Below are 17,864 nucleotides of genomic sequence, written 5' to 3' on the forward strand. Positions count from 1 at the left end.
TGCGGTCAGTCAGGCTTGCGGTACGGAAGGCCGGACCGGCAGTCCCGGTCCGGGGCGGGCCTCAGATCTGCCCGAAAGTGATTTCCTTGTCGTCGACCGGTTTCGGCGCCGCGGAAGCGGCCGACGCGCCGGGATCCTTGGCGTCCATGCCGATGCTCTCCTGCAGCCGCGCACGTACGGTGGCGGTGACGTCGGTGAGCTCCCCGAGTCGGCTCTGGATGTTGGACAGCCCGTCCTCCCGCAGCTTGTTGGCGGCCTGCAGCGATTCGGCGATGTTCGACATCGACTCGACCTTCTCCATGATCCGCTTGGATTGCTCGTCGACCTGCAGCGCCTGGCGGATGACCTCCTTGTTGGCGACGTCGTCGGTCACCGCATTCATCGCCCGCATCGAATCGCGCACGCTCTCCGAGGCCTCATTGAGCGCCGAGTTGTTGAGCGCCTGAATGGTGGTGTTCAGGCTGGTGGCGACACTCGCGATACCGTCGCTGGAGAGTTCACGCAGGTTGACATTCTGCTTGCCGAGGGCGTCGTGGAAGGTGTTGGCATCGACCGCATCCTTCCCTAGATCGGCCACGGTCTTCTTGGTGCCGCGCCCGCTGTCGAGCAGAGCGGTGACGTGGCGCTCGAAATCGTTCTTCTTGCGCTCGCGCTCGAGCCGGGCAAGGGTGTCCTCGCCCTCTCGCGCGGTCGACAGTGCCTGCACCTTGTCCTTGTTCGCCGCGCAGGCGAGGTCTATGCCCTTGTCGAGAATCGCGACCACCGTGATCATCTGCGAGTTGATCTTGACCAGCTTGTCGGCTTGCCCTTCGATCCCGCCGAGTTCGTCGCGCAGCTCCGAGACCGTGACCTGCGACTTGTCGATGTAGTCGAGCGCCGCCTTGATGATGCCTTCGACGCGCTTGACGTGCTCGGGACCGGAGATGTCGAGCATCTTGCGGACCTGGTCCTTCTCGGCTTTGAACTTGCCCTGCTTGGCGTCGCGCTCGGCCTTCTCCACGATGATCGCCTGCGCCTTGTCGCGGCAGGTCTTGAGGTCATCGATCCGCTTGGCGATCAGGAGTTCCTTGGCGGCGATTTCGGCCTGTGCGGATTTCTTGATGCCGCCGAACAGGCCGGTCTGCGTCTTCAGCTTGGCGATGTCGCGCTCGAGCATCTCCTTGTCCGAGGTAATCTGCCGCGCTTCGGATTCGACTCCCGACGTGCGGCGGTCCCAATCGGCCTCGCGCTTGCGATCCTCCTCGATCTCCGCGAAGGTATCCAGCACGACATTGTCGCCGGCGGTGCGCAGCGTGTAGAGCGCATCGAGATTGTCGACCAACGGCCGGATCATCTCGCGGAAGTCGAGAACGCCCTTGTTCATGTCCGCAAAGGTCTGCTTCATCTTGGCGAAGACGGTCGTCGACGACAGCTCGATCAGCTTGCGCTGCATCAGCGTGCGCTGCTGCGCCAGATATTCCTTGTAGGCCTCGAGCTGCTTGATCGACGCCTTGCACTCCTCGGCAAGGTCCGGCGAGAGCAGGGCACCGATCTGGCGGCTGCGCTCTTCCGGCGCGGCCTCGGGATTGAAGACGATCTTGGCCACAGGATTGGCGGTGATGTCGACGGGCGCGGCCTGCGTCGCCTGCTTCGGCGCCATCCGCGCCTTGATGGCTTCGTTGACGGCGGTCGATTCCGCGAGTTTCGGGGATGCAGGGGTAGACATTGCAGTCGTCTCCAGGTCTGGCGACTCCGGAAAAGGAGCCGCATGGGCGGCGCAGGCGTCAGGCCGCGTCGCGGGAAATTGTCCTTAGGGGGCTTGCATCAAAATCCGGCTGGCGCCGACGCTAGATGCGACTCCTTAGCCGCACAACCATAGGGAGGCTCAATTCGGACCGTCAACCAAACGAAATCGTGACATTCTTTACGCATCGTTCTGCGCTTGCTGTAAGTTTCAGCCCGGAAGGAAGCTCATTGTTTTCAATCGGCGTTTTGTCCCTTCATGACCGGCTGGCTCGATCGAGCCTGGGCGGGAGGCCGGCCCCGACGTAGGGTCCTTCGCATTCGTCGCATGAGGTGGCCCTTAGGTTGACGTCCGCAAGGTTCGCACGGTGATTTGAACTCAAGGGTGCCGCGATACGAAGAAAGCGAGCCTCTTCACGGCCTAAATATTTGAACCTTCTCTTGAAATGCCCGGTCCCCATGACGAGTCTGGCCGCGCGTGATCGCGTTCTCACCATTCGCAGTTTGAAAAATCCGATAGCAATTTCAATAGTATGCGAGCTCGGAATTTCCTTCCGAGTGACTAGACTAGCTTCCCACTTCCCAGCCGCTTTTTGACCCTCCCTGCTCGCCGCTCGCAGGGAAGAAAGCAGCCGCAACCGCGGGGTCAGCTGCCCGGCCGCGCCTTCAGACAGGGCTGGAGCACGTGCCTCAGTCGCCGCGCGACCGCCGGCGCGTCCTGTTCGGCCACGTTCGTGAAGCCGACCAGCAGTGCCTCGACAGACTGCTGCGTGATGGTTCGTGCCGACAGCGCCTCGGCGCCGAAGCCGGCAGCTTTCGCAAGCTCCGCCAGCGCGACGTCGCGCACGCCTGCGGTGAACTGAACGACGAGATGCATGCCGCCCGGCTTGAGCGCGATCGCGATCTCTTCGCCGAATTCGGCCTCGAGCGCATCGACCAGGGCGGCACGGCGGGCGGCATAGAGCTTGCGCATGCGCTTCAGGTGCCGCGAGAACTGTCCCTCGGCCATGAAGGCCGCGACCATGCGTTGCTCGAACAGGCCGTGTCCCGCGGACCGCGTGGCGCTGGCGTCAACGAAATTTCCGAGCAACCGGTCGGGCAACACCGATAGCCGAGCCGCAGGCCGGGAAACAGCGTCTTGCTGAAGCTTCCCGCATAGATCACCCGCTGCTCCCGATCGAGACTCTTCAGCGCCGGCAGCGGGCGGCCGACGAAGCGGAATTCACTGTCGTAATCGTCCTCGATCACATAGGCGTCGGCGGTGTTGGCCCAGCCGAGCAGTGCCAGCGGCCGCGGCAACGAAGTGCCGATCCGAGCGGAGATTGATGCGATGGTGTGACCACGACGATGCGGGCCTTGCGCGCCTGCCTCATTCCATCGGCAACCCGCATCCCGTCAGCGTCAACGCGAACCGGAATGAGCCTGGCGCCCGCCATGTCCAGCGCGGCGCGAACCGGCGGGAAGTAAGGGTCCTCGATCCAGGCCCGGTCATGGCGTCGTAGCAGCACCCGGAGCGCCAGATCGAGGCCGTCCTGAAAGCCGCTGGTGATCACGATCTGCTGCCACTGGCAGACGATCCCGCGCGAGGATGCGAGATAGGCGACCTCCTGGCGCAATGGCTGGAGGCCGGCCGTATCAGGATATGTCATGTCGGCGGACGAGATCCGGCGGCCGGATCGCGGCGGCTTCGGCTTCGGGCTGGCGGTCGCGGTGCGCACCAGCGAGGGGCTGTCGTCGGTGCCGGGCAATCCCGGCGAGTTCACCTGGAACGGCGCCTACGGCACGCAGTTCTTCTGCGATCCGAAGGAGCGCCTCGTCGTGGTGGTCGGAACCGCAGCGCCCGGCGAGCTGCGCAAATATTATCGCGAGAACGTGCAGGACATCGTCTACGGCGCGATGGTGAAGTGATCGTCCTCCAAATTTCTGGAGAGTCGTTCACAGATGTCGGCTCGCCGAAATAGCAAAAGGCCCATCGCTCAATCCGGGCGACTGGCCTTCAAATTTGCGTGGGCTACCACTGCCGGTAGACGCCGGTCAGCGTGCCGTTGTTGTTCCCTTCCGGACCAACGTCGCCCTGTGTCGAGCTGGACGCCGGATGGTTGCTGCCGTTCATCGCGCCATACCAACCGGGTTCATTGTACATGACCGGCGGCTGATAGGTCTCGTAGCGCGGGCCGCCGTAGCATCGCGGGCCGGGGTTCCCGTAAGGATGGTAGCCCTGCGCGAACCCACCGGCCGTCGTTGCGATCAGCGAGCCGCGGCCAGAGCCAGGATCTTGGTCTTCCGTTGCATTCATACACTCCTTGCTGGTGTCACGACCAAGGCCGCCGCGGACCGGCGTTCCTGATCCGCCATGCAGCTGACGAAGGTGAATTTGCACGGAGGTCGATCAGGATTTGGTGAAGAGCCTTGCGCTGTGGGATCGGCGCGCCGGCTCTGCCCGGTCGCATGCATTCGCTGGATCGCTATGCTTTTCCAGCTATAACGGTCCACAGCAGGCTGCGCCCAAGCCGGGCGCTTCGTAAAAGGAAGCCCGCCGACCGGGGCGGGCAAGGTCTCAGGGAGGAAAACGCTCTGACAAGGGAGCGTACAGCCAGTTTCGTTGATTCGATGGCGGCTGCGAAGATCGTATAACTACTGTCATCAGGGCCGGCATTATGCGAATGCTCGTGCGGGCCGCAGGCGGAAATGCGTAGCAACACGGCGCAATTACAGGGGAAGTTCATGAGCACGTCTGGAGTTTTTGCGCGCGTCGTCGCGGCGATCGGAGCCGGCGCCGTGGCGTGGCGGCGGATGCAGGGCGCCGAGCCCGCGCCGGCCTGGGGCAGCGCGCCGCAAATCCCGGCGGCGAAGTCGCAGGGCGCGATCCCGACGCTGAAGATGCCGACCGCACGGGGGTGGGACAAGGGCCAGCTTCCGACCGCTGCGCCAGGGCTCAAGGTGAACGCCTTTGCGGCCGGGCTCGATCATCCCCGCTGGATCAACGTGCTGCCGAACGGCGACGTCCTGATCGCGGAGGCGACGCAAATCGCAGGCACCCCGCGCAGCGTCTTCCACTATGCAATGCAGGCGACGATGCGCCGCGCCGCAGCCCTCGGCGTCAGCGCCAACCGCATCACGCTGCTGCGCGACCGCGACGGCGACGGCGTTGCCGAAAGCAGCAGTGCCTTCATGGAAGGATTGCGCCAGCCGTTCGGCATGGCGCTGATCGGCGACACGTTCTATGTCGGCAACACCGACGGGGTGGTCGCGTTTCCCTACGCCGCGGGCGCGGATCGCATCACGGCGGAGGGACGCAAGCTCGTCACGTTCAAGCCCGACGGGCACTGGACGCGCAGCCTGCTGCCGAGCGCCGACGGCAAGAAGCTCTACGCCGGCGTCGGCTCGCTCAGCAACATTGCCGAGAACGGCATGAGGGTCGAGGAAGGCCGTGCCGCGATTTACGAGCTCGATCTCGCAGCCGGCACCAGCCGCATCTTCGCCGGCGGCCTGCGCAACCCGGTCGGGCTCGCATGGGAGCCGACCACCAATGTGCTGTGGACCGTCGTCAATGAGCGCGACGGCATCGGCGACGAGACGCCGCCGGACTATCTGACCTCGGTACGCGACGGCGGCTTCTATGGCTGGCCCTATTGCTACTGGGGCAAGACGGTGGACGATCGCGTGCCGCAGGATCCGGCGATGGTCGCCAAGGCGATCCAGCCGGACTACGCGCTCGGCGGCCACACCGCCTCGCTCGGCCTGTGCTGGATGCCCGCGGGCACGCTGCCGGGTTTCCCCGATGGCATGGCGATCGGCCAGCACGGCTCGTGGAATCGCTCGACGCTGTCGGGCTACAAAGTGGTGTTCGTGCCGTTTACGAACGGCCGCCCCTCGGGGCCGGCACGCGACATCCTGTCGGGCTTCCTCGCGCCCGACGAGAAGGTGTCGTACGGCCGCCCGGTCGGCGTTGCGCTCGGTCCCGACGGCTCGTTGCTGGTGGCCGACGATGTCGGCAACGTGATCTGGCGCGTCACGGGAGCGTAGTGGCAAGCGAGCTAGTTCTTGGGCGGCGTGTACCCGTCCGTCAGCGCTTGCATGAACGCGACGAGCGCATTTTCCTCCTGGTCGGTGAGGCCGAGATGGCCGGTCTTGCTGGTGTTCATGTTGTCGGCGGTCTCCGGCACTGGCCAGCAGCCGGTGCCTTCGCGCGGATCATGCACGGCGCAACGCGGCAGCACGTCGCGCGTGTTGTAGAAGTGGACGATCTCTTTCAGGCTCTTGAAGTAGCCGTTATGGCCGTAGGCCTTGACGAAATCGGGCGACGGCCGCTTGTCGACATTGCGCAGTGTCGGCACCTGGAATCGACCGCGGGTCTGCGGCGCCAGCGGTTTCCAGCGCGCGTCGACTGCGGAGGGCTGACTGAGCGGATGACCGTTCGCCAGGAAGGCGCCGACCCCGCCATCGACGAACGCAGCGCCATCCTTGTTCGCGACATAGCCGCGATCATCAGGCGTGTTTTCCGCGTAATATGGCAGCTCCGGGTTCGCGGGCGTCCCGATATTGCTGGCGGTGAAGTCGGTAAACAGCGGATCTTCTCCGGGGCCGCCGTCGCGATGACATTCGTTGCACCGGCCCTTGCCGCGGAAGACCTCGTATCCCTGCTGCTCCACCGGAGTGAAGGTGGCTTTTCCAGCCTGTACGGCATCGTATTTCGAGGAAAACGCCGTGACCTCGTGCGAGGCCTCGTAGCCCGCGATCGACTGCGCCATCTGATCGAAGGTGGTCGCAGCGCGGCCGCGATCCACATTGCTGAGATGCACCGGGAGCGGATCGACGGCGGATGGAGGTCCCGGCGCGTTGCAGACAGTCTCAACGTCGGCAGGCCAGTCGATGGCGAACGCCTGTGCGCCCCAAACGGCCTCGAACAAGCTGCGATAGGGGCGCTGCGAGACGCGATACACCGCGCAGGCGATATCGGGCAGGCCCATCTCGACCGGATTGGTCGGCGGTCCTTCGGCCTGCTCGGCAGCGGGATTGCCGAGGCGCCGTCCGGTCGCGCGCATGTCCCAGAAATTGCCGCCGACCAGATCACCCTGGCCTTCGTTGTAGTGCAGGACCGGCGCCAGCGGCGCGTAGGTGTGGGTCTGTGGCTTGCGTTCGCTGAAGCGGGTGCGGACCGAGCCGGGATAAGAGCCCGTGGTCCGGTTGATCTCCGAGATCGGTCCGGTGAATCCGGTCTCCGGCGTATGGCAGAAGGCACAGGCTTCGTTGCGATTCACCGACAGCTGCTTGTCGAAGAGCAGCAACTTGCCGAGCAACTCGATCTGCTGCACCTGATTGTCGGGAGCGGCTGTCAGATGAGTCAACGTATCGCCTTCGATCCGGTCGATCTCGGCTTCCACGCTGGCGATCTCGGCAAGCGTGGCCGGCGACAACGGGCCCGCGCCGTCTCGCGCGAGCAGCAGCGGAATCGCCGTGCATGTCGCCGCGACGGCAACGGCGATCCCGGCCAGAACCCGAAAGCTCATCTCGTCCCCCCAAGAGGTCTTCGCGATGCAACCCGCCCGCGTTGTCGGCGCAGGACCGGCAGCCTACAAGTCGAGTCTGCGGCACTCAATGGGCCTCGATGGGTCACTCGTAGTCTGACCGGGTCAAGACGCATCTGCCGCGCACCTTCGCGAAGGTCTGGTGAAGGCATCCGGACGCGGTGCAGAGCCTTGGCTGGTTGCCGCATTGCAGGGCTGAATAATCGAGGTGGATGACGGTGGCATCATTGTCGAAGGTCGCGAAATAGTGACCGCCCTCGGGTCCCGCGGCGCACCTCGCCTGGACAGCATGTTGAACTTCGGCAGGCAACCGTTCGATCCGCTCGGTGCTCCAGACCGGGTCGACGGCGGCAACCGCCGTTGCCTTCGCGGCGAGGGCCTGTCCAATAAGAACTGCGCCCATCGCCAATGCTGGTAATGCTCTTATCGGACTCCTCTCGAGGCCTGAAACGGCGTCGTGCCACGCGAACGCACCCTCGATCCAGGAACTAGTTTGACGAACTGCGGAAGATAAGTTGGCTAAGACTGGATGGACTTTCCAGTCAGGCTGTAAAGTGCGATCCGGCGCCACCAGGCGCACGCCCGATTGCTCCCATCTTGCGCACCGCCTCGCCCACCGGGCTGGCGATGGCCGCAGGCGCTTCAACGCCGCCTGGCGATCGATTGCATAAAGCTGCGGTCCGCCTCCGGCAGCGCCGCGGTCCAGGCCGGCTCGTCGCCGGGCTCGGGCAGCACATGGCCGAACTCGATCATCTGCCGTGGCTGCAACTCGTTGAGATAGACCCAGACCGCGCGCTTGCTGTCGGCATTGGCGGCTGCTCCCACCGCGTCCGCCATCAGTTTGATCATGCGCGTCTTGTCGACCGCGGCGCGGCCGGAACGGATGTGGCCGTAGACGAAGATGTGGTCATGCGCGACCGGGACGCCGCCCATGAACCAGTTGCCGGGATTGACCTCGCTGAAGATCACCTGCGCGAAATAGCTCGGCGCGCCCGTCACCTCGGCGTGGATCCGGGTGATCTCGCCCGCGATCCGGCCCTTCTGTTCCGCGCTGAGGCGGCCTTGCGCACTGATGCAGGCATAGGTTGGCATCTGCGTGACCTCGCTTGGATGTCGATCGGGTCCAGCTTCCGCACCGAATCCGTGCCGTCAAGCGCAAGGATCACGCAGGCGTCAGTGGCCCAGGAACTCGCGGATGGCTTGCGCGATCTCGGCGGCGTGGGTTTCCAGCGCGAAGTGTCCGGTGTCGAAGAATTTGACCACCGCCTTCGGATTGTCGCGCTTGAACGCCTCGGCGCCCGGCGGCAGGAAGAACGGATCGTTCTTGCCCCACACCGCGAGGAACGGCGGTTGATGGGAGCGGAAGTAGGTCTGGAAGGCCGGGTAGAGCGCGACGTTGCTCTTGTAGTCGCCGAACAGATCGAGCTGCACGTCATGCGCGCCCGGTCGCGTCATGTAGTAGTTGTCGAGGTTCTGGCCATCAGGCGACACCGCTTGCGGATCTGACGTGCCGTGGGTGTACTGCCAGCGCGTGGTGTCCGGCGTCAGGAAGGCGCGCAGCGCGGCGCGGTTCGCTGGCGACGGGTCTTGCCAATAGGCCTTGATCGGCGTCCAGCCGTCGCTGAGGCCTTCCTCATAGGCGTTGCCGTTCTGCGAGATGATCGCGGTGATCCGCTCGGGATGCTTGACCGCGAGGCGGAAGCCGGTCGGCGCGCCGTAGTCAAACACATAGACCGCGTAGCGATTGAAACCGATCACTTCGGTGAAGCGGTCGATCACGCCGGCGATGCCGTCGAACGTGTAGTTGAACTTGTCGCGAGGCGGCATGTCCGACTGGCCGAAGCCGGGGAGATCAGGCGCCACGATATGGAATTTGTCCGCGAGCAGCGGGATCAGATCGCGGAACATGTGGCCTGCGCTCGGGAAGCCGTGCAGCAGCAGCAGTTTTGGCGCGCTGGGCGAGCCGGCCTCGCGATAGAATACCTTGAAGCCGTCGACATCGGTCGTGCGGTATTTGATCTGAGACATCTGTCACTCCTTGTGGCCGTGATGGTGTGGTGAGGTTTGGGAAGTCAGGATTAGGTCTGCCAGACAAGCGCCCCGATCGCTTCCCGGATGATGTCGGCGACGAGCTTTGGCGCCGTCACGATCGGGGTGTGATCGACCGCATGTGAGCGCACGGCAGCCTTCATCCGCGCCGCCATGCTGCGCTGGGTCCCGGGCGCGATCATCCGGTCGTCCTCGGCAACCAGGAACCAGCTCGGGACGTCCTTCCAGAGCGGGCGGCCGACCGGCACCGTGATGCAGGCGGTCGAAATCGGCCGCTGCACGGCGGCGAGCACCGCGAGGTCCTCGGCGCGCGCGCCTTGCGCGAACGCCGATGCGAAGGCAGGCTCGGGCAGCCAGATCAGGCCGTTCGCGTCGGGCGCGAGCTTTGGCGCGAACGGATGCGGCGGTGCGCGATAGAACATTTCGGCCACCGTCTCGCCCTCGTCCGGCGCCAGCGCCGCGACATAGGCCAGCGCCTTGACGCGCGGCGAGCGGGTTTCGGCGATCACGGCGCCGGCATAGGCATGGCCCGCCAACACGATCGGTCCTTCGATGCGGTCCAGCGTGCGGTTCAGCGCGGCGACATCGTCGGCGAGCGAAGTCAGCGGCAACGGTGCCGCCACCGCGGTGATGCCCTCGGCATCGAGCGCGGTGATCACCCGCGCCCAGCTCGACCCGTCGGCCCATGCGCCATGGGCAAGCACCACGCTGACATCCTTGTTCGACATCTTGAGCTCCCTCGTTTCAGTTGGAACCGACGGTAACCTCTAAAATAGGATTTGACAGGTTATGATCCCTATGATCCAGTGTTCGTAACTTGTCAATAGGCTTTAAGCAGGTTATGGCGGCGAGGTCGCACAAGCCGTCCAGGAGAGCGTCACCGTGCAATCCCACCCGCCTGCGATGTTCATCGCCGATAGCTTGGGTCTCGATTTCATGAATTCGATCGCGACCCCGGTCGATACGCCGGTCGACTGGATCGCCGAAGGCGATGGTCTGCTGCGCTGGCTCGCACAGGCGAAGCTGGTGCCGTCAGATGTGCTCGACGAGCTGAAGGCGCGCGCGGCGCCGGGCGAACTCGACCGCGTCGCCGGTCAGGCGCGCGATCTGCGCGAATGGTTCCGCGGCTTCGTCCGCAAGCATATGGGCCGGCCGCTGACGCCGCGGGCGCTCAGGGAATTGGAGCCGCTGAACCGGCTGCTCGAAAGCGACACTGGCTTCAGCAAGATCGTGCCGCATCGTCACGATGATCATGATGGTTTCGCGCTGGAGCGAACGCGACGCTGGCGCTCCGCCGAAACATTACTCCTGCCGATCGGCGAGGCGATGGCCAGGGTCGTCTGCGAGGAAAGTTTTTCCGACATCAAGGCGTGCGAGGGCCCGGCCTGCACGATGATGTTTGCCGATCATACGCGGGCGCGTGCACGCCGATGGTGCAGCATGGCGGTCTGCGGCAACCGCGCCAAGCAGGCCGCGCATCGCAGCCGGGTCAAGGACAGAGGCTGAGACCAGCATCGAGATCCCTCCAGGCCCGATCGCTCGGAAGCGCCTAAAACCGGAATGAAATCCGTAGCGGTTCTCAACCATGCACCTTGAGCCTTCCTCAACTTCCCGGGTCGATGCTTTGCCCGCCGCACAGGACGGACCAGGGATCGACAAGGAGCTTGAGCATGCCGGCCAAAGGACGAGCGACCGCGAGCAACGCCACCGCGCAATCGCGCGAGGATATCCTGAACGCGCGGGCCATCAGCACGCTGGGCGCCGGCGTCGTCAACGCGATGAGCGCTGTCGGCGCCGCCGTGATCAAGAAGCACAAGCCGGCGCTCGGCAAGAGCCCGGATTGGTTCTGGCACGTGTTCGCGAAATGCGAGGCCAAGGCCGCGCGCGTCGCCGAGCAGGCCGCGCGGGATCCGGAGGCCTGTGGCGATGCCACCTTCATCGAAGTCTATGCCGCGCAATTGCCGAAGCTGATGGCATCCGCACTCGAGAGCCACGACAAGGCGCTCAAGGCGAAGTGAGGTCGCGTCAAGTGGAAGCTGGCAACGGCGATCGTGCAGTTGTCGTTCCCCCGATCTCTCTCTGCCGCGTCGCAGCGCAAAGCAGCCATGCGCCTGAAACCATAACCCGCCGCCGTTCGTAACCAACGGGTGGCGGAAGTCCGCGCCCGCGGGCTTCCGGATTCTTCAATCCAAGGCGGTAGATGGTGAAGCACCTTGTTTCCGATGAAGAGAAGTGTGACGCGTGCAACGGGACCGGCTTTCCAGCGGTGAAGCAGCCGGGCGAGCCGGGACGGAAGATTTATCCCGAGCCCTGCAAGAAGTGCGGCGGCAAGGGGCGGATCAGGAAGGCAACGTGGGGGAAATAGCCGCCTGAAGCAATCAGTCCTGTAGGGCGGGTTAGCGTTAGCGTAACCCGCCGCAACGCGATGCGCTGGAGCGATGGTGGGGTTACGGCTTCGCCTAACCCGCCCTACGTAGTTGCGGTGATCGCGCGGTGCGACCGCGTGTGACGCGCGTCACGGCGGCCACGCGCGCAGCGAGCCATTGATAGCGCCATGAACGGGCGGTTCTCCCGTCAATCATGGAGCTGAAGATGACGTCCTCCCTTGCGATCAGTGTTTCCGATGACGGCCTTGCTCTGGTGCCGGAGCATGATCAAGTCGCCGCGTCCCTCGTTCCCGCCGATGCGGCCGGCGCGCCGCAGCGCCAGTTCTGGGAGACCGAGCACACCCGTCCGGATTTCCAGCCCTCCAACGAGGCAGCACCCGAGCTGGTCGCGGCCACCGCCAACTATCTCGGCGAATGCATGCGGCATCCCTATCTGCCGGTGTCGGAAATCCGCGCGCGGCAGTTCGCCCGGATCAAGGAGCTGGTCGAGCTCGCCTACCGCGACATTCCGGTCTACCGCGCCAAGTATGATGCGGCAGGATTCAAGCCAGAGCATCTGCGCGACTATAACGACATCCAGAAGATCCCTGTCATCACCAAGCCCGAGCTGGTCGCGGCCTTCCCGGACCAGTGCGTCAACAAAAAGTACAAGCCGGAGAATCTGTTTCCGACGCGCTCATCGGGCTCCTCCGGCCAGACCCTGCTGATCCGCGTCGATTACGATGCGGTGATCACCGACACCATCCAGGGCGTCCGCCAGTTCGCGATGCAGAGCGGCGGCAATTACCGCGCTGATGATCTGCTCGCCCATGTCTACACGGTGCCTTGGTGGTTCGATTCGATCGGCGGCGACTATCCGACCGCCTTCATCTCGAACCTGATCCCGCCGGCGCGCGTCGCCCAGCATCTGCGCTATCTCGGGCCGAAGATACTCTCGCTCTATCCGTCGAGCCTCGATGCGCTGATGCCGCATGTCGACGAGTTCCGCTCTTCGCTCAATCTCGCGGTGACGCATTCGGAATACTCCTCGCGTACTGCCCGTCAGGAATGGTCGCGTCAGCTCGGCGTGCCCGTGCTCGACGAATATTCCTCCGAGGAGGCGACGCGGATCGCGCTCGAGATGCCCAACGGCCAGTATCACGTCTGCGAGGACACCGTGCATCTCGACGTGCTCGACCCCGTCACGATTCAGCCGCAGGCTGCCGGCCAGTCCGGCATCGCCGTGATCACAAATTTGCTCAACGAGGCGATGCCGTTCATCCGCTACGTGCAGGGCGACTACATCACCCAGCCCGCCAATCCCGCGCCGTCTGATATCAACTGGTCGCAGATCGCCAGCATCGACGGCCGGCTCAACGACGCCTTCGTCAACCGCGACGGCCGCAAGGTCCCGGCCGGCAGCATCCTGGATGCGACCTATCGCTGGATGTTCGATTGCAATCTGCATCTGGCGCAGTTCGAGATCGTGCAACGCGGCGTCGACCTCGTCGAGGCGCGCGTCGTGCTCGGCCAGGATACGCCGATGTCACGTCTGCACGGCTCGGTCGCGCATCTCGAGGATCTGCTCGCGGCCTGCCTCGAACATCCGGTCCGGGTGCAGGCCAACGCGCTGCTCGCGTTTCCGCCCAAGGTCGGCAAGCGCCGCCCGATCCGCCGCGAGATCGACGAATGCCAGCCGCACGGGTGGATGCCATGACACAGTCGCTGAACCGCATCGCCGCCATGACGGCGCGCTATTACTACATTCTGCGCTCGTCATGGCTCCGGCTGCTCGAGATCGTCTACTGGCCGGCGATGCAGATGCTGGTGTGGGGTTTCCTCTACACCTACCTCTATCAAAGCAAGTCGGCGATGGCCTCCACCGCCGGCCTGCTGCTCGGCGCCGTCCTGCTCTGGGACGTGCTGTTTCGCGGCCAGCTCGGCTTCACCTTCACCTTCCTGGAGGAGATCTGGTCGCGCAATCTCGCCAACCTGATGATGAGCCCGTTGCAGCCTTTCGAGCTTGCGGCCTCGCTGATGCTGATGAGCCTGATCCGGCTCGTGATCGGCACGCTGCCGGTGACATTGCTGACGCTGCTGCTGTTCGGCTTCAACGTCTATGCGATGGGGCCGGGGCTGATCGCGTTCTTCCTCAACCTGATGCTGACCAGCTGGGCGATCGGGCTCGTCGTGGCCGGCCTCGTGATCCGCCAGGGCCTCGGCGCTGAAAGCCTCGCCTACTCGATCATGATCGTGCTGCTGCCGCTGTGCTGCGTCTACTATCCGGTGGAAGCGCTGCCAGCCTGGCTGCATCCGGTCGCCTGGTCGCTGACGCCGACCTATGTGTTCGAGGGTATGCGCGCCGTGCTGCTCGACGGCACCTTCCGCACTGACCTGATGATCGAATGCCTCGCGCTCAATGCCGTCTATCTCGGCGTGGGCTTCGCCACATTCGTCGCCCTGTTGCAGAGCGCCCGCCACAAGGGCGGCCTCCTCACCATGGGCGAGTAAGGGAGACATCCATGAGCCGCATCGAACGCTTTTTGCCCCGCAGACATCTGACATCGGTTTCGCCAAACACCACGCCCGCGCAGGACAATGCGCCCGACAGCCTCGGTATCGATGAGGCACCGGCCATCGCGGTCGAGGACCTCTGCAAGAAGTACCGCACCCATTGGGCCGTCGACGACGTGAACTTCAACGTGCCGAAGGGCTGGACCGTCGGCCTGCTCGGCGGCAACGGTGCCGGCAAGACCGCCACCATTGCCATGATCATGGGCCTGGTGGTGCCGAGTTTCGGCCGCGCCATGGTGCTCGGCCACGACATGGCGACCGAGCGTCACAAGGTGCTCAGCCGGATGAATTTCGAAAGCCCCTATGTCGCGTTGCCGGGACGGCTCACCGTGCGGCAGAACCTCACCGTGTTCGGACGGCTGTATGGTGTCGCCAATCTCAAGGCGCGGATCGAGCAGCTGATCGAGGATTTCGAGCTCGGCGACGTGCTCGACCGTGTCACCGGGCGGCTCTCGGCCGGGCAGAAGACCCGCGTCGCCGTCGCGAAGGCGCTGATCAACGATCCGGACGTGCTGTTGCTCGACGAGCCGACCGCATCGCTCGACCCTGACCGTGCCGAGTGGGTGCGCAGCCGGCTGCGCGCCTATCAAAAGCGCCGCGGCGCCACCATCCTGCTGTCCTCGCACAACATGACCGAGGTCGAGCAGCTCTGTGACTTCGTCGTCATCATGAGCCACGGCCGCGTCGTCGCGATGGGACGTCCGGGCGAGCTCGCCGAGCGCTTCAAGTGCCGGGACCTCGACGAGGTCTTCATCTATCTGGCGAGGGTCGCGTGATGCCGCTGCTTGGTTCCCCGAACCGCGAACGGATCGCGATCCGCCGGGAGCGCCGTTCCGACGTGGCGGCGCGCGAAGCCCTGCTCGATGCCGCGTTCGGCCCTGGCCGCTTCGCCAAGACCTCGGAGCGGCTGCGCGAAGGGCGCAAGCCGGCGCGCGGCCTTGCCCTGGTCGCGCGGCGCGGCGGCCGGCTGGTCGGCACGTTAAGGCTGTGGCCGGTCGTGACCGGCACCGGTCACGCCTGCCTGCTGCTCGGCCCGCTAGCTGTGGCGGAGGAGGCGCGGTGTCTCGGCATCGGCGCAGCGCTGATGCGGCAGGCCTTGCAGCGGGCGCAGCGGCTCGGCTACCGCGCCGTCATCCTGGTCGGCGATGCAGCCTATTATGACCGCTTCGGCTTCTCGGCGGCGAAAACCGGCGCGCTCCGCATGGCCGGCCCGTATCAGCGCGACCGCCCTTTGGCCTGCGAACTCGTGCCGGGCGCGTTGCGCGGGGCGGGCGGCCTGATTGCCGCAGCGAGCCCGCCGCCGTCGCGGCTGTCCGGATTGATGGACCGGATCGCCGGCAGCCAGGCCCCGGTCGGGCAACCGGCCTGATCCGGCACCTTTTCCGGCTTGGGGGGCCTTGGGGGCATGGCGGTTTGGTTGTTCTTGGCGTAAAGCAGCCCAAATCGTCATGCGGCTGTGCCGCCTGCCGGGTACGCAGCCTCAGGTCGTCCCGCTCGACGTTCTGCACCCGGACCAATCAAGGTTTCCCATTCCGTGCCCTTTCCGACCACAAGTTCGCCGCTCGCCCGCGCCTTGGCTGAGCGCAACTACGAACAGCCGACCCCCGTCCAGCTCGCTGTGCTCGCGGACGACGCCGTCGACCGCGATCTGCTAGTTTCGGCCCAAACCGGCTCGGGCAAGACCGTTGCCTACGGATTGGCCATGGCAAAAGATCTGCTCGACGGCGCCGAGCGGTTCGAGCCGGCGGCCGCGCCGCTGGCGCTGATCGTCGCGCCGACCCGCGAACTCGCCTTGCAGGTTCAGCGCGAGCTCGCATGGCTCTATGAGCATGCGGACGGTCGCGTCGTCTCCTGCGTCGGCGGCATGGACCCGCGCCGCGAGCAGCGCGAGCTTGCCGCAGGCGCCCACATCGTGGTCGGCACGCCCGGCCGGCTGTGCGACCATTTGCGGCGCGGCCGTCTCGACATTTCGGGGTTGCGGGTCGTCGTTCTCGACGAGGCCGATGAGATGCTCAATCTCGGCTTCCGCGAGGACATGGAATTCATCCTCGAGACCACGCCGGACACCCGTCGCACCTTGCTGTTCTCGGCGACGTTTCCGCGCGGCATCGTCGCGCTGGCCAAGCAGTACCAGCAGCAGGCGTTCCGGATCGAGGTCGCGGGCGACGAGGGCGGCCATGCCGATATCGAGTACCGCGCCATCCGGGTGGCGGCCGACGATGTCGAGCACGCGGTCGTCAACGTGCTGCGCTTCCATGAGGCGCCGAGCGCGCTGGTGTTCTGCAACACGCGAGAAGCCGTCAGGCATTTGCAGGCGGCGCTGCTGGAGCGCGGGTTCTCCGTGGCCTCGCTGTCAGGCGAAATGACCCAGAACGAGCGCACCCAGGCGCTGCAGGCGTTGCGCGACGGACGGTCCAGGGTCTGTGTCGCGACCGACGTGGCGGCGCGCGGCATCGACCTGCCGAGCCTCGACCTCGTCATTCATGCGGATCTGCCGAAAGATCCGGAGGTCATGCAGCATCGCTCGGGCCGCACCGGCCGCGCCGGCCGCAAGGGTGTCAGCATCCTGCTGGTGCCGCCGGCACGGCGGCGGCGCGCCGAACTGCTGCTGGATCTCGCCGGCATCGATGTGGTCTGGGGCTCTGCGCCGCAGGCGGACGAGATCCGCAAGCTCGACCATGACCGCCTGCTGCAGGACGCGGTGTTCTCCGAGGAGGTGACCTCCGACGATCAGGTGCTCGCGCAAGCCTTGCTTGCCGAACGGCCGCCCGAGGCGATCGCCGCGGCGCTTGCCCGGTTTTATCGCGCGCGGCTGCCTGCGCCCGAAGACATTCTCGATCCCGGCGAGGGCCGGGGCCACGATCGCCGCGGCGAGCGCGCCTCGCGCCGCGATGATCGTCCCGCCGGGCCGCGATCGAATACCGGCAAAGCTTCCCCGCGTCACGGCATCGAGGAGGCTACCGTCTGGTTCCGCGCCTCGATCGGACGCAGAAAGAATGCCGAAGCCCGCTGGCTGTTGCCGATGATCTGTCGCCGCGGCGGCATCGACAAGCACGACATCGGCGCCATCAAGATCCTGGATACGACCACCGAGTTCGAGATCGCCGCGCGGGTCGCGGATTCCTTCGCCGTCAAGATCAAGCGTCCGGACAAGGAAGACACCATCCGCATCGAGCCGCTGGCGGACGCTCCGCAGCGGCAGGCACCCTCCGACAAGCCGGCGCGCAAGCCCAGGCACGATCCTTGGCGTGACAAGGATGACGGCGGCCACAGCGCACCGCGCCGCCACGAGTCGCGTGACGATGTGGCCGCAAAACGACGCGGCAAGCCGGACCGCGAGGCGAGAGCGTTTTCGAACGAAGGCGCGAGCCGTTCGCGCGAAGACTACGCGCCAAGACAAGAATCCGGAGCTCCGTTCCGATTCAATCGGGACGGAAAGGGCGCGAAGCCGAAATTCGACAGCGAGCCGGGGTTCGGCAAAAAAAAGAAGCATCGGAGCAAGCCCGGCCAAACCGGACACTGGCCAGACGTGTCGGCGGCGAAGCCGAAGTTCGGCAAGAAGCCAAAGAAGAAGCATCGCGGTTGAGTTGGCGCCAGCGGCGCCGCTGCGCGTTCAGAACGTCGA

18 protein-coding genes and 1 pseudogene are annotated in these 17,864 nt (G+C 65.3%); 9 read left to right on the forward strand and 10 right to left on the reverse strand.

Annotated elements, in window-relative coordinates; all coding sequences use genetic code 11:
* Positions 1–61 precede the first annotated feature (61 nt).
* From HAP47_RS05445 to HAP47_RS05460, 4 genes are all read right to left on the reverse strand, one after another.
* Positions 62–1,705, reverse strand: coding sequence for a hypothetical protein (locus tag HAP47_RS05445; RefSeq protein ID WP_173639110.1), 1,644 nt, complete (start codon positions 1,703–1,705; stop codon positions 62–64).
* A gap of 663 nt (positions 1,706–2,368) precedes the next feature.
* Positions 2,369–2,746, reverse strand: coding sequence for a hypothetical protein (locus tag HAP47_RS05450; RefSeq protein WP_231169060.1), 378 nt, complete (start codon positions 2,744–2,746; stop codon positions 2,369–2,371).
* Complete coding sequence (locus tag HAP47_RS05455; protein WP_231169061.1) at positions 2,701–3,021, reverse strand: hypothetical protein; 321 nt, start codon at positions 3,019–3,021, stop codon at positions 2,701–2,703. Before HAP47_RS05455 ends, HAP47_RS05450 begins: the two co-directional genes overlap by 46 nt.
* Positions 2,967–3,371 (reverse strand): aminotransferase class I/II-fold pyridoxal phosphate-dependent enzyme, encoded by a 405-nt coding sequence (locus HAP47_RS05460; RefSeq protein ID WP_371821740.1) that lies wholly within the window; start codon positions 3,369–3,371, stop codon positions 2,967–2,969. The genes HAP47_RS05455 and HAP47_RS05460 overlap by 55 nt, the downstream gene beginning before the upstream one ends.
* A gap of 22 nt (positions 3,372–3,393) precedes the next feature.
* Here HAP47_RS05460 and HAP47_RS05465 point away from each other — a divergent pair.
* Positions 3,394–3,630: pseudogene (locus tag HAP47_RS05465) on the forward strand (serine hydrolase domain-containing protein); the annotation flags it as partial.
* 103 nt (positions 3,631–3,733) lie between these two features.
* Here HAP47_RS05465 and HAP47_RS05470 read toward each other — a convergent pair.
* A complete protein-coding gene (locus HAP47_RS05470; RefSeq protein WP_371821741.1) occupies positions 3,734–4,018 on the reverse strand; it encodes a hypothetical protein in 285 nt (94 codons plus the stop codon).
* Positions 4,019–4,446: 428 nt separating this feature from the next.
* Between HAP47_RS05470 and HAP47_RS05475 the strand changes: the two genes are divergently transcribed.
* Positions 4,447–5,748 (forward strand): PQQ-dependent sugar dehydrogenase, encoded by a 1,302-nt coding sequence (locus HAP47_RS05475; RefSeq protein WP_173639106.1) that lies wholly within the window; start codon positions 4,447–4,449, stop codon positions 5,746–5,748.
* 11 nt (positions 5,749–5,759) lie between these two features.
* Here HAP47_RS05475 and HAP47_RS05480 read toward each other — a convergent pair whose 3' ends face one another.
* The 5 genes from HAP47_RS05480 to HAP47_RS05500 all read right to left on the reverse strand — a co-directional run bounded on the left by HAP47_RS05480 (position 5,760) and on the right by HAP47_RS05500 (position 10,027).
* Positions 5,760–7,232 carry a cytochrome-c peroxidase gene (locus tag HAP47_RS05480; protein ID WP_173639105.1) on the reverse strand — a complete coding sequence of 491 codons (1,473 nt, stop codon included), beginning with the start codon at positions 7,230–7,232 and terminating at the stop codon, positions 5,760–5,762.
* 103 nt (positions 7,233–7,335) lie between these two features.
* A complete protein-coding gene (locus tag HAP47_RS05485) occupies positions 7,336–7,659 on the reverse strand; it encodes a hypothetical protein (protein WP_173639104.1) in 324 nt (107 codons plus the stop codon).
* 233 nt (positions 7,660–7,892) lie between these two features.
* Positions 7,893–8,342: a tautomerase family protein gene (locus HAP47_RS05490; RefSeq protein ID WP_173639103.1), complete on the reverse strand. Its 450-nt coding sequence runs from the start codon at positions 8,340–8,342 to the stop codon at positions 7,893–7,895.
* An 81-nt stretch (positions 8,343–8,423) separates the two neighbouring features.
* Positions 8,424–9,278 (reverse strand): alpha/beta fold hydrolase, encoded by an 855-nt coding sequence (locus tag HAP47_RS05495; RefSeq protein WP_173639102.1) that lies wholly within the window; start codon positions 9,276–9,278, stop codon positions 8,424–8,426.
* A gap of 50 nt (positions 9,279–9,328) precedes the next feature.
* Complete coding sequence (locus HAP47_RS05500; protein ID WP_173639101.1) at positions 9,329–10,027, reverse strand: alpha/beta fold hydrolase; 699 nt, start codon at positions 10,025–10,027, stop codon at positions 9,329–9,331.
* A gap of 175 nt (positions 10,028–10,202) precedes the next feature.
* On the opposite strand from HAP47_RS05500, the gene HAP47_RS05505 reads away from it, so the two are divergent.
* The 7 genes from HAP47_RS05505 to HAP47_RS05535 all read left to right on the forward strand — a co-directional run bounded on the left by HAP47_RS05505 (position 10,203) and on the right by HAP47_RS05535 (position 17,825).
* Positions 10,203–10,805: a CGNR zinc finger domain-containing protein gene (locus HAP47_RS05505; RefSeq protein WP_173640647.1), complete on the forward strand. Its 603-nt coding sequence runs from the start codon at positions 10,203–10,205 to the stop codon at positions 10,803–10,805.
* 164 nt (positions 10,806–10,969) lie between these two features.
* Complete coding sequence (locus HAP47_RS05510; protein WP_173639100.1) at positions 10,970–11,317, forward strand: hypothetical protein; 348 nt, start codon at positions 10,970–10,972, stop codon at positions 11,315–11,317.
* Positions 11,318–11,891: 574 nt separating this feature from the next.
* A complete protein-coding gene (locus HAP47_RS05515) occupies positions 11,892–13,382 on the forward strand; it encodes a phenylacetate--CoA ligase family protein (RefSeq protein ID WP_173639099.1) in 1,491 nt (496 codons plus the stop codon).
* Entirely contained in the window at positions 13,379–14,176 is a 798-nt protein-coding gene (locus HAP47_RS05520) for an ABC transporter permease (protein WP_231168767.1), read from the forward strand. Before HAP47_RS05515 ends, HAP47_RS05520 begins: the two co-directional genes overlap by 4 nt.
* 11 nt (positions 14,177–14,187) lie before the next feature.
* On the forward strand, positions 14,188–15,015 hold the full coding sequence (locus HAP47_RS05525) for an ABC transporter ATP-binding protein (protein ID WP_173639098.1): 828 nt from the start codon (positions 14,188–14,190) through the stop codon (positions 15,013–15,015).
* The gene (locus tag HAP47_RS05530; protein ID WP_173639097.1) at positions 15,015–15,608 is read left to right on the forward strand and encodes a GNAT family N-acetyltransferase; all 594 of its coding nucleotides are present in this window, start codon (positions 15,015–15,017) and stop codon (positions 15,606–15,608) included. Before HAP47_RS05525 ends, HAP47_RS05530 begins: the two co-directional genes overlap by 1 nt.
* Before the next feature lie 165 nt (positions 15,609–15,773).
* Positions 15,774–17,825, forward strand: coding sequence for a DEAD/DEAH box helicase (locus tag HAP47_RS05535; protein ID WP_173639096.1), 2,052 nt, complete (start codon positions 15,774–15,776; stop codon positions 17,823–17,825).
* Positions 17,826–17,864 lie beyond the last annotated feature (39 nt).

This window comes from Bradyrhizobium sp. 41S5 (genome assembly GCF_011516665.3).
GTDB lineage: Bacteria > Pseudomonadota > Alphaproteobacteria > Rhizobiales > Xanthobacteraceae > Bradyrhizobium > Bradyrhizobium quebecense.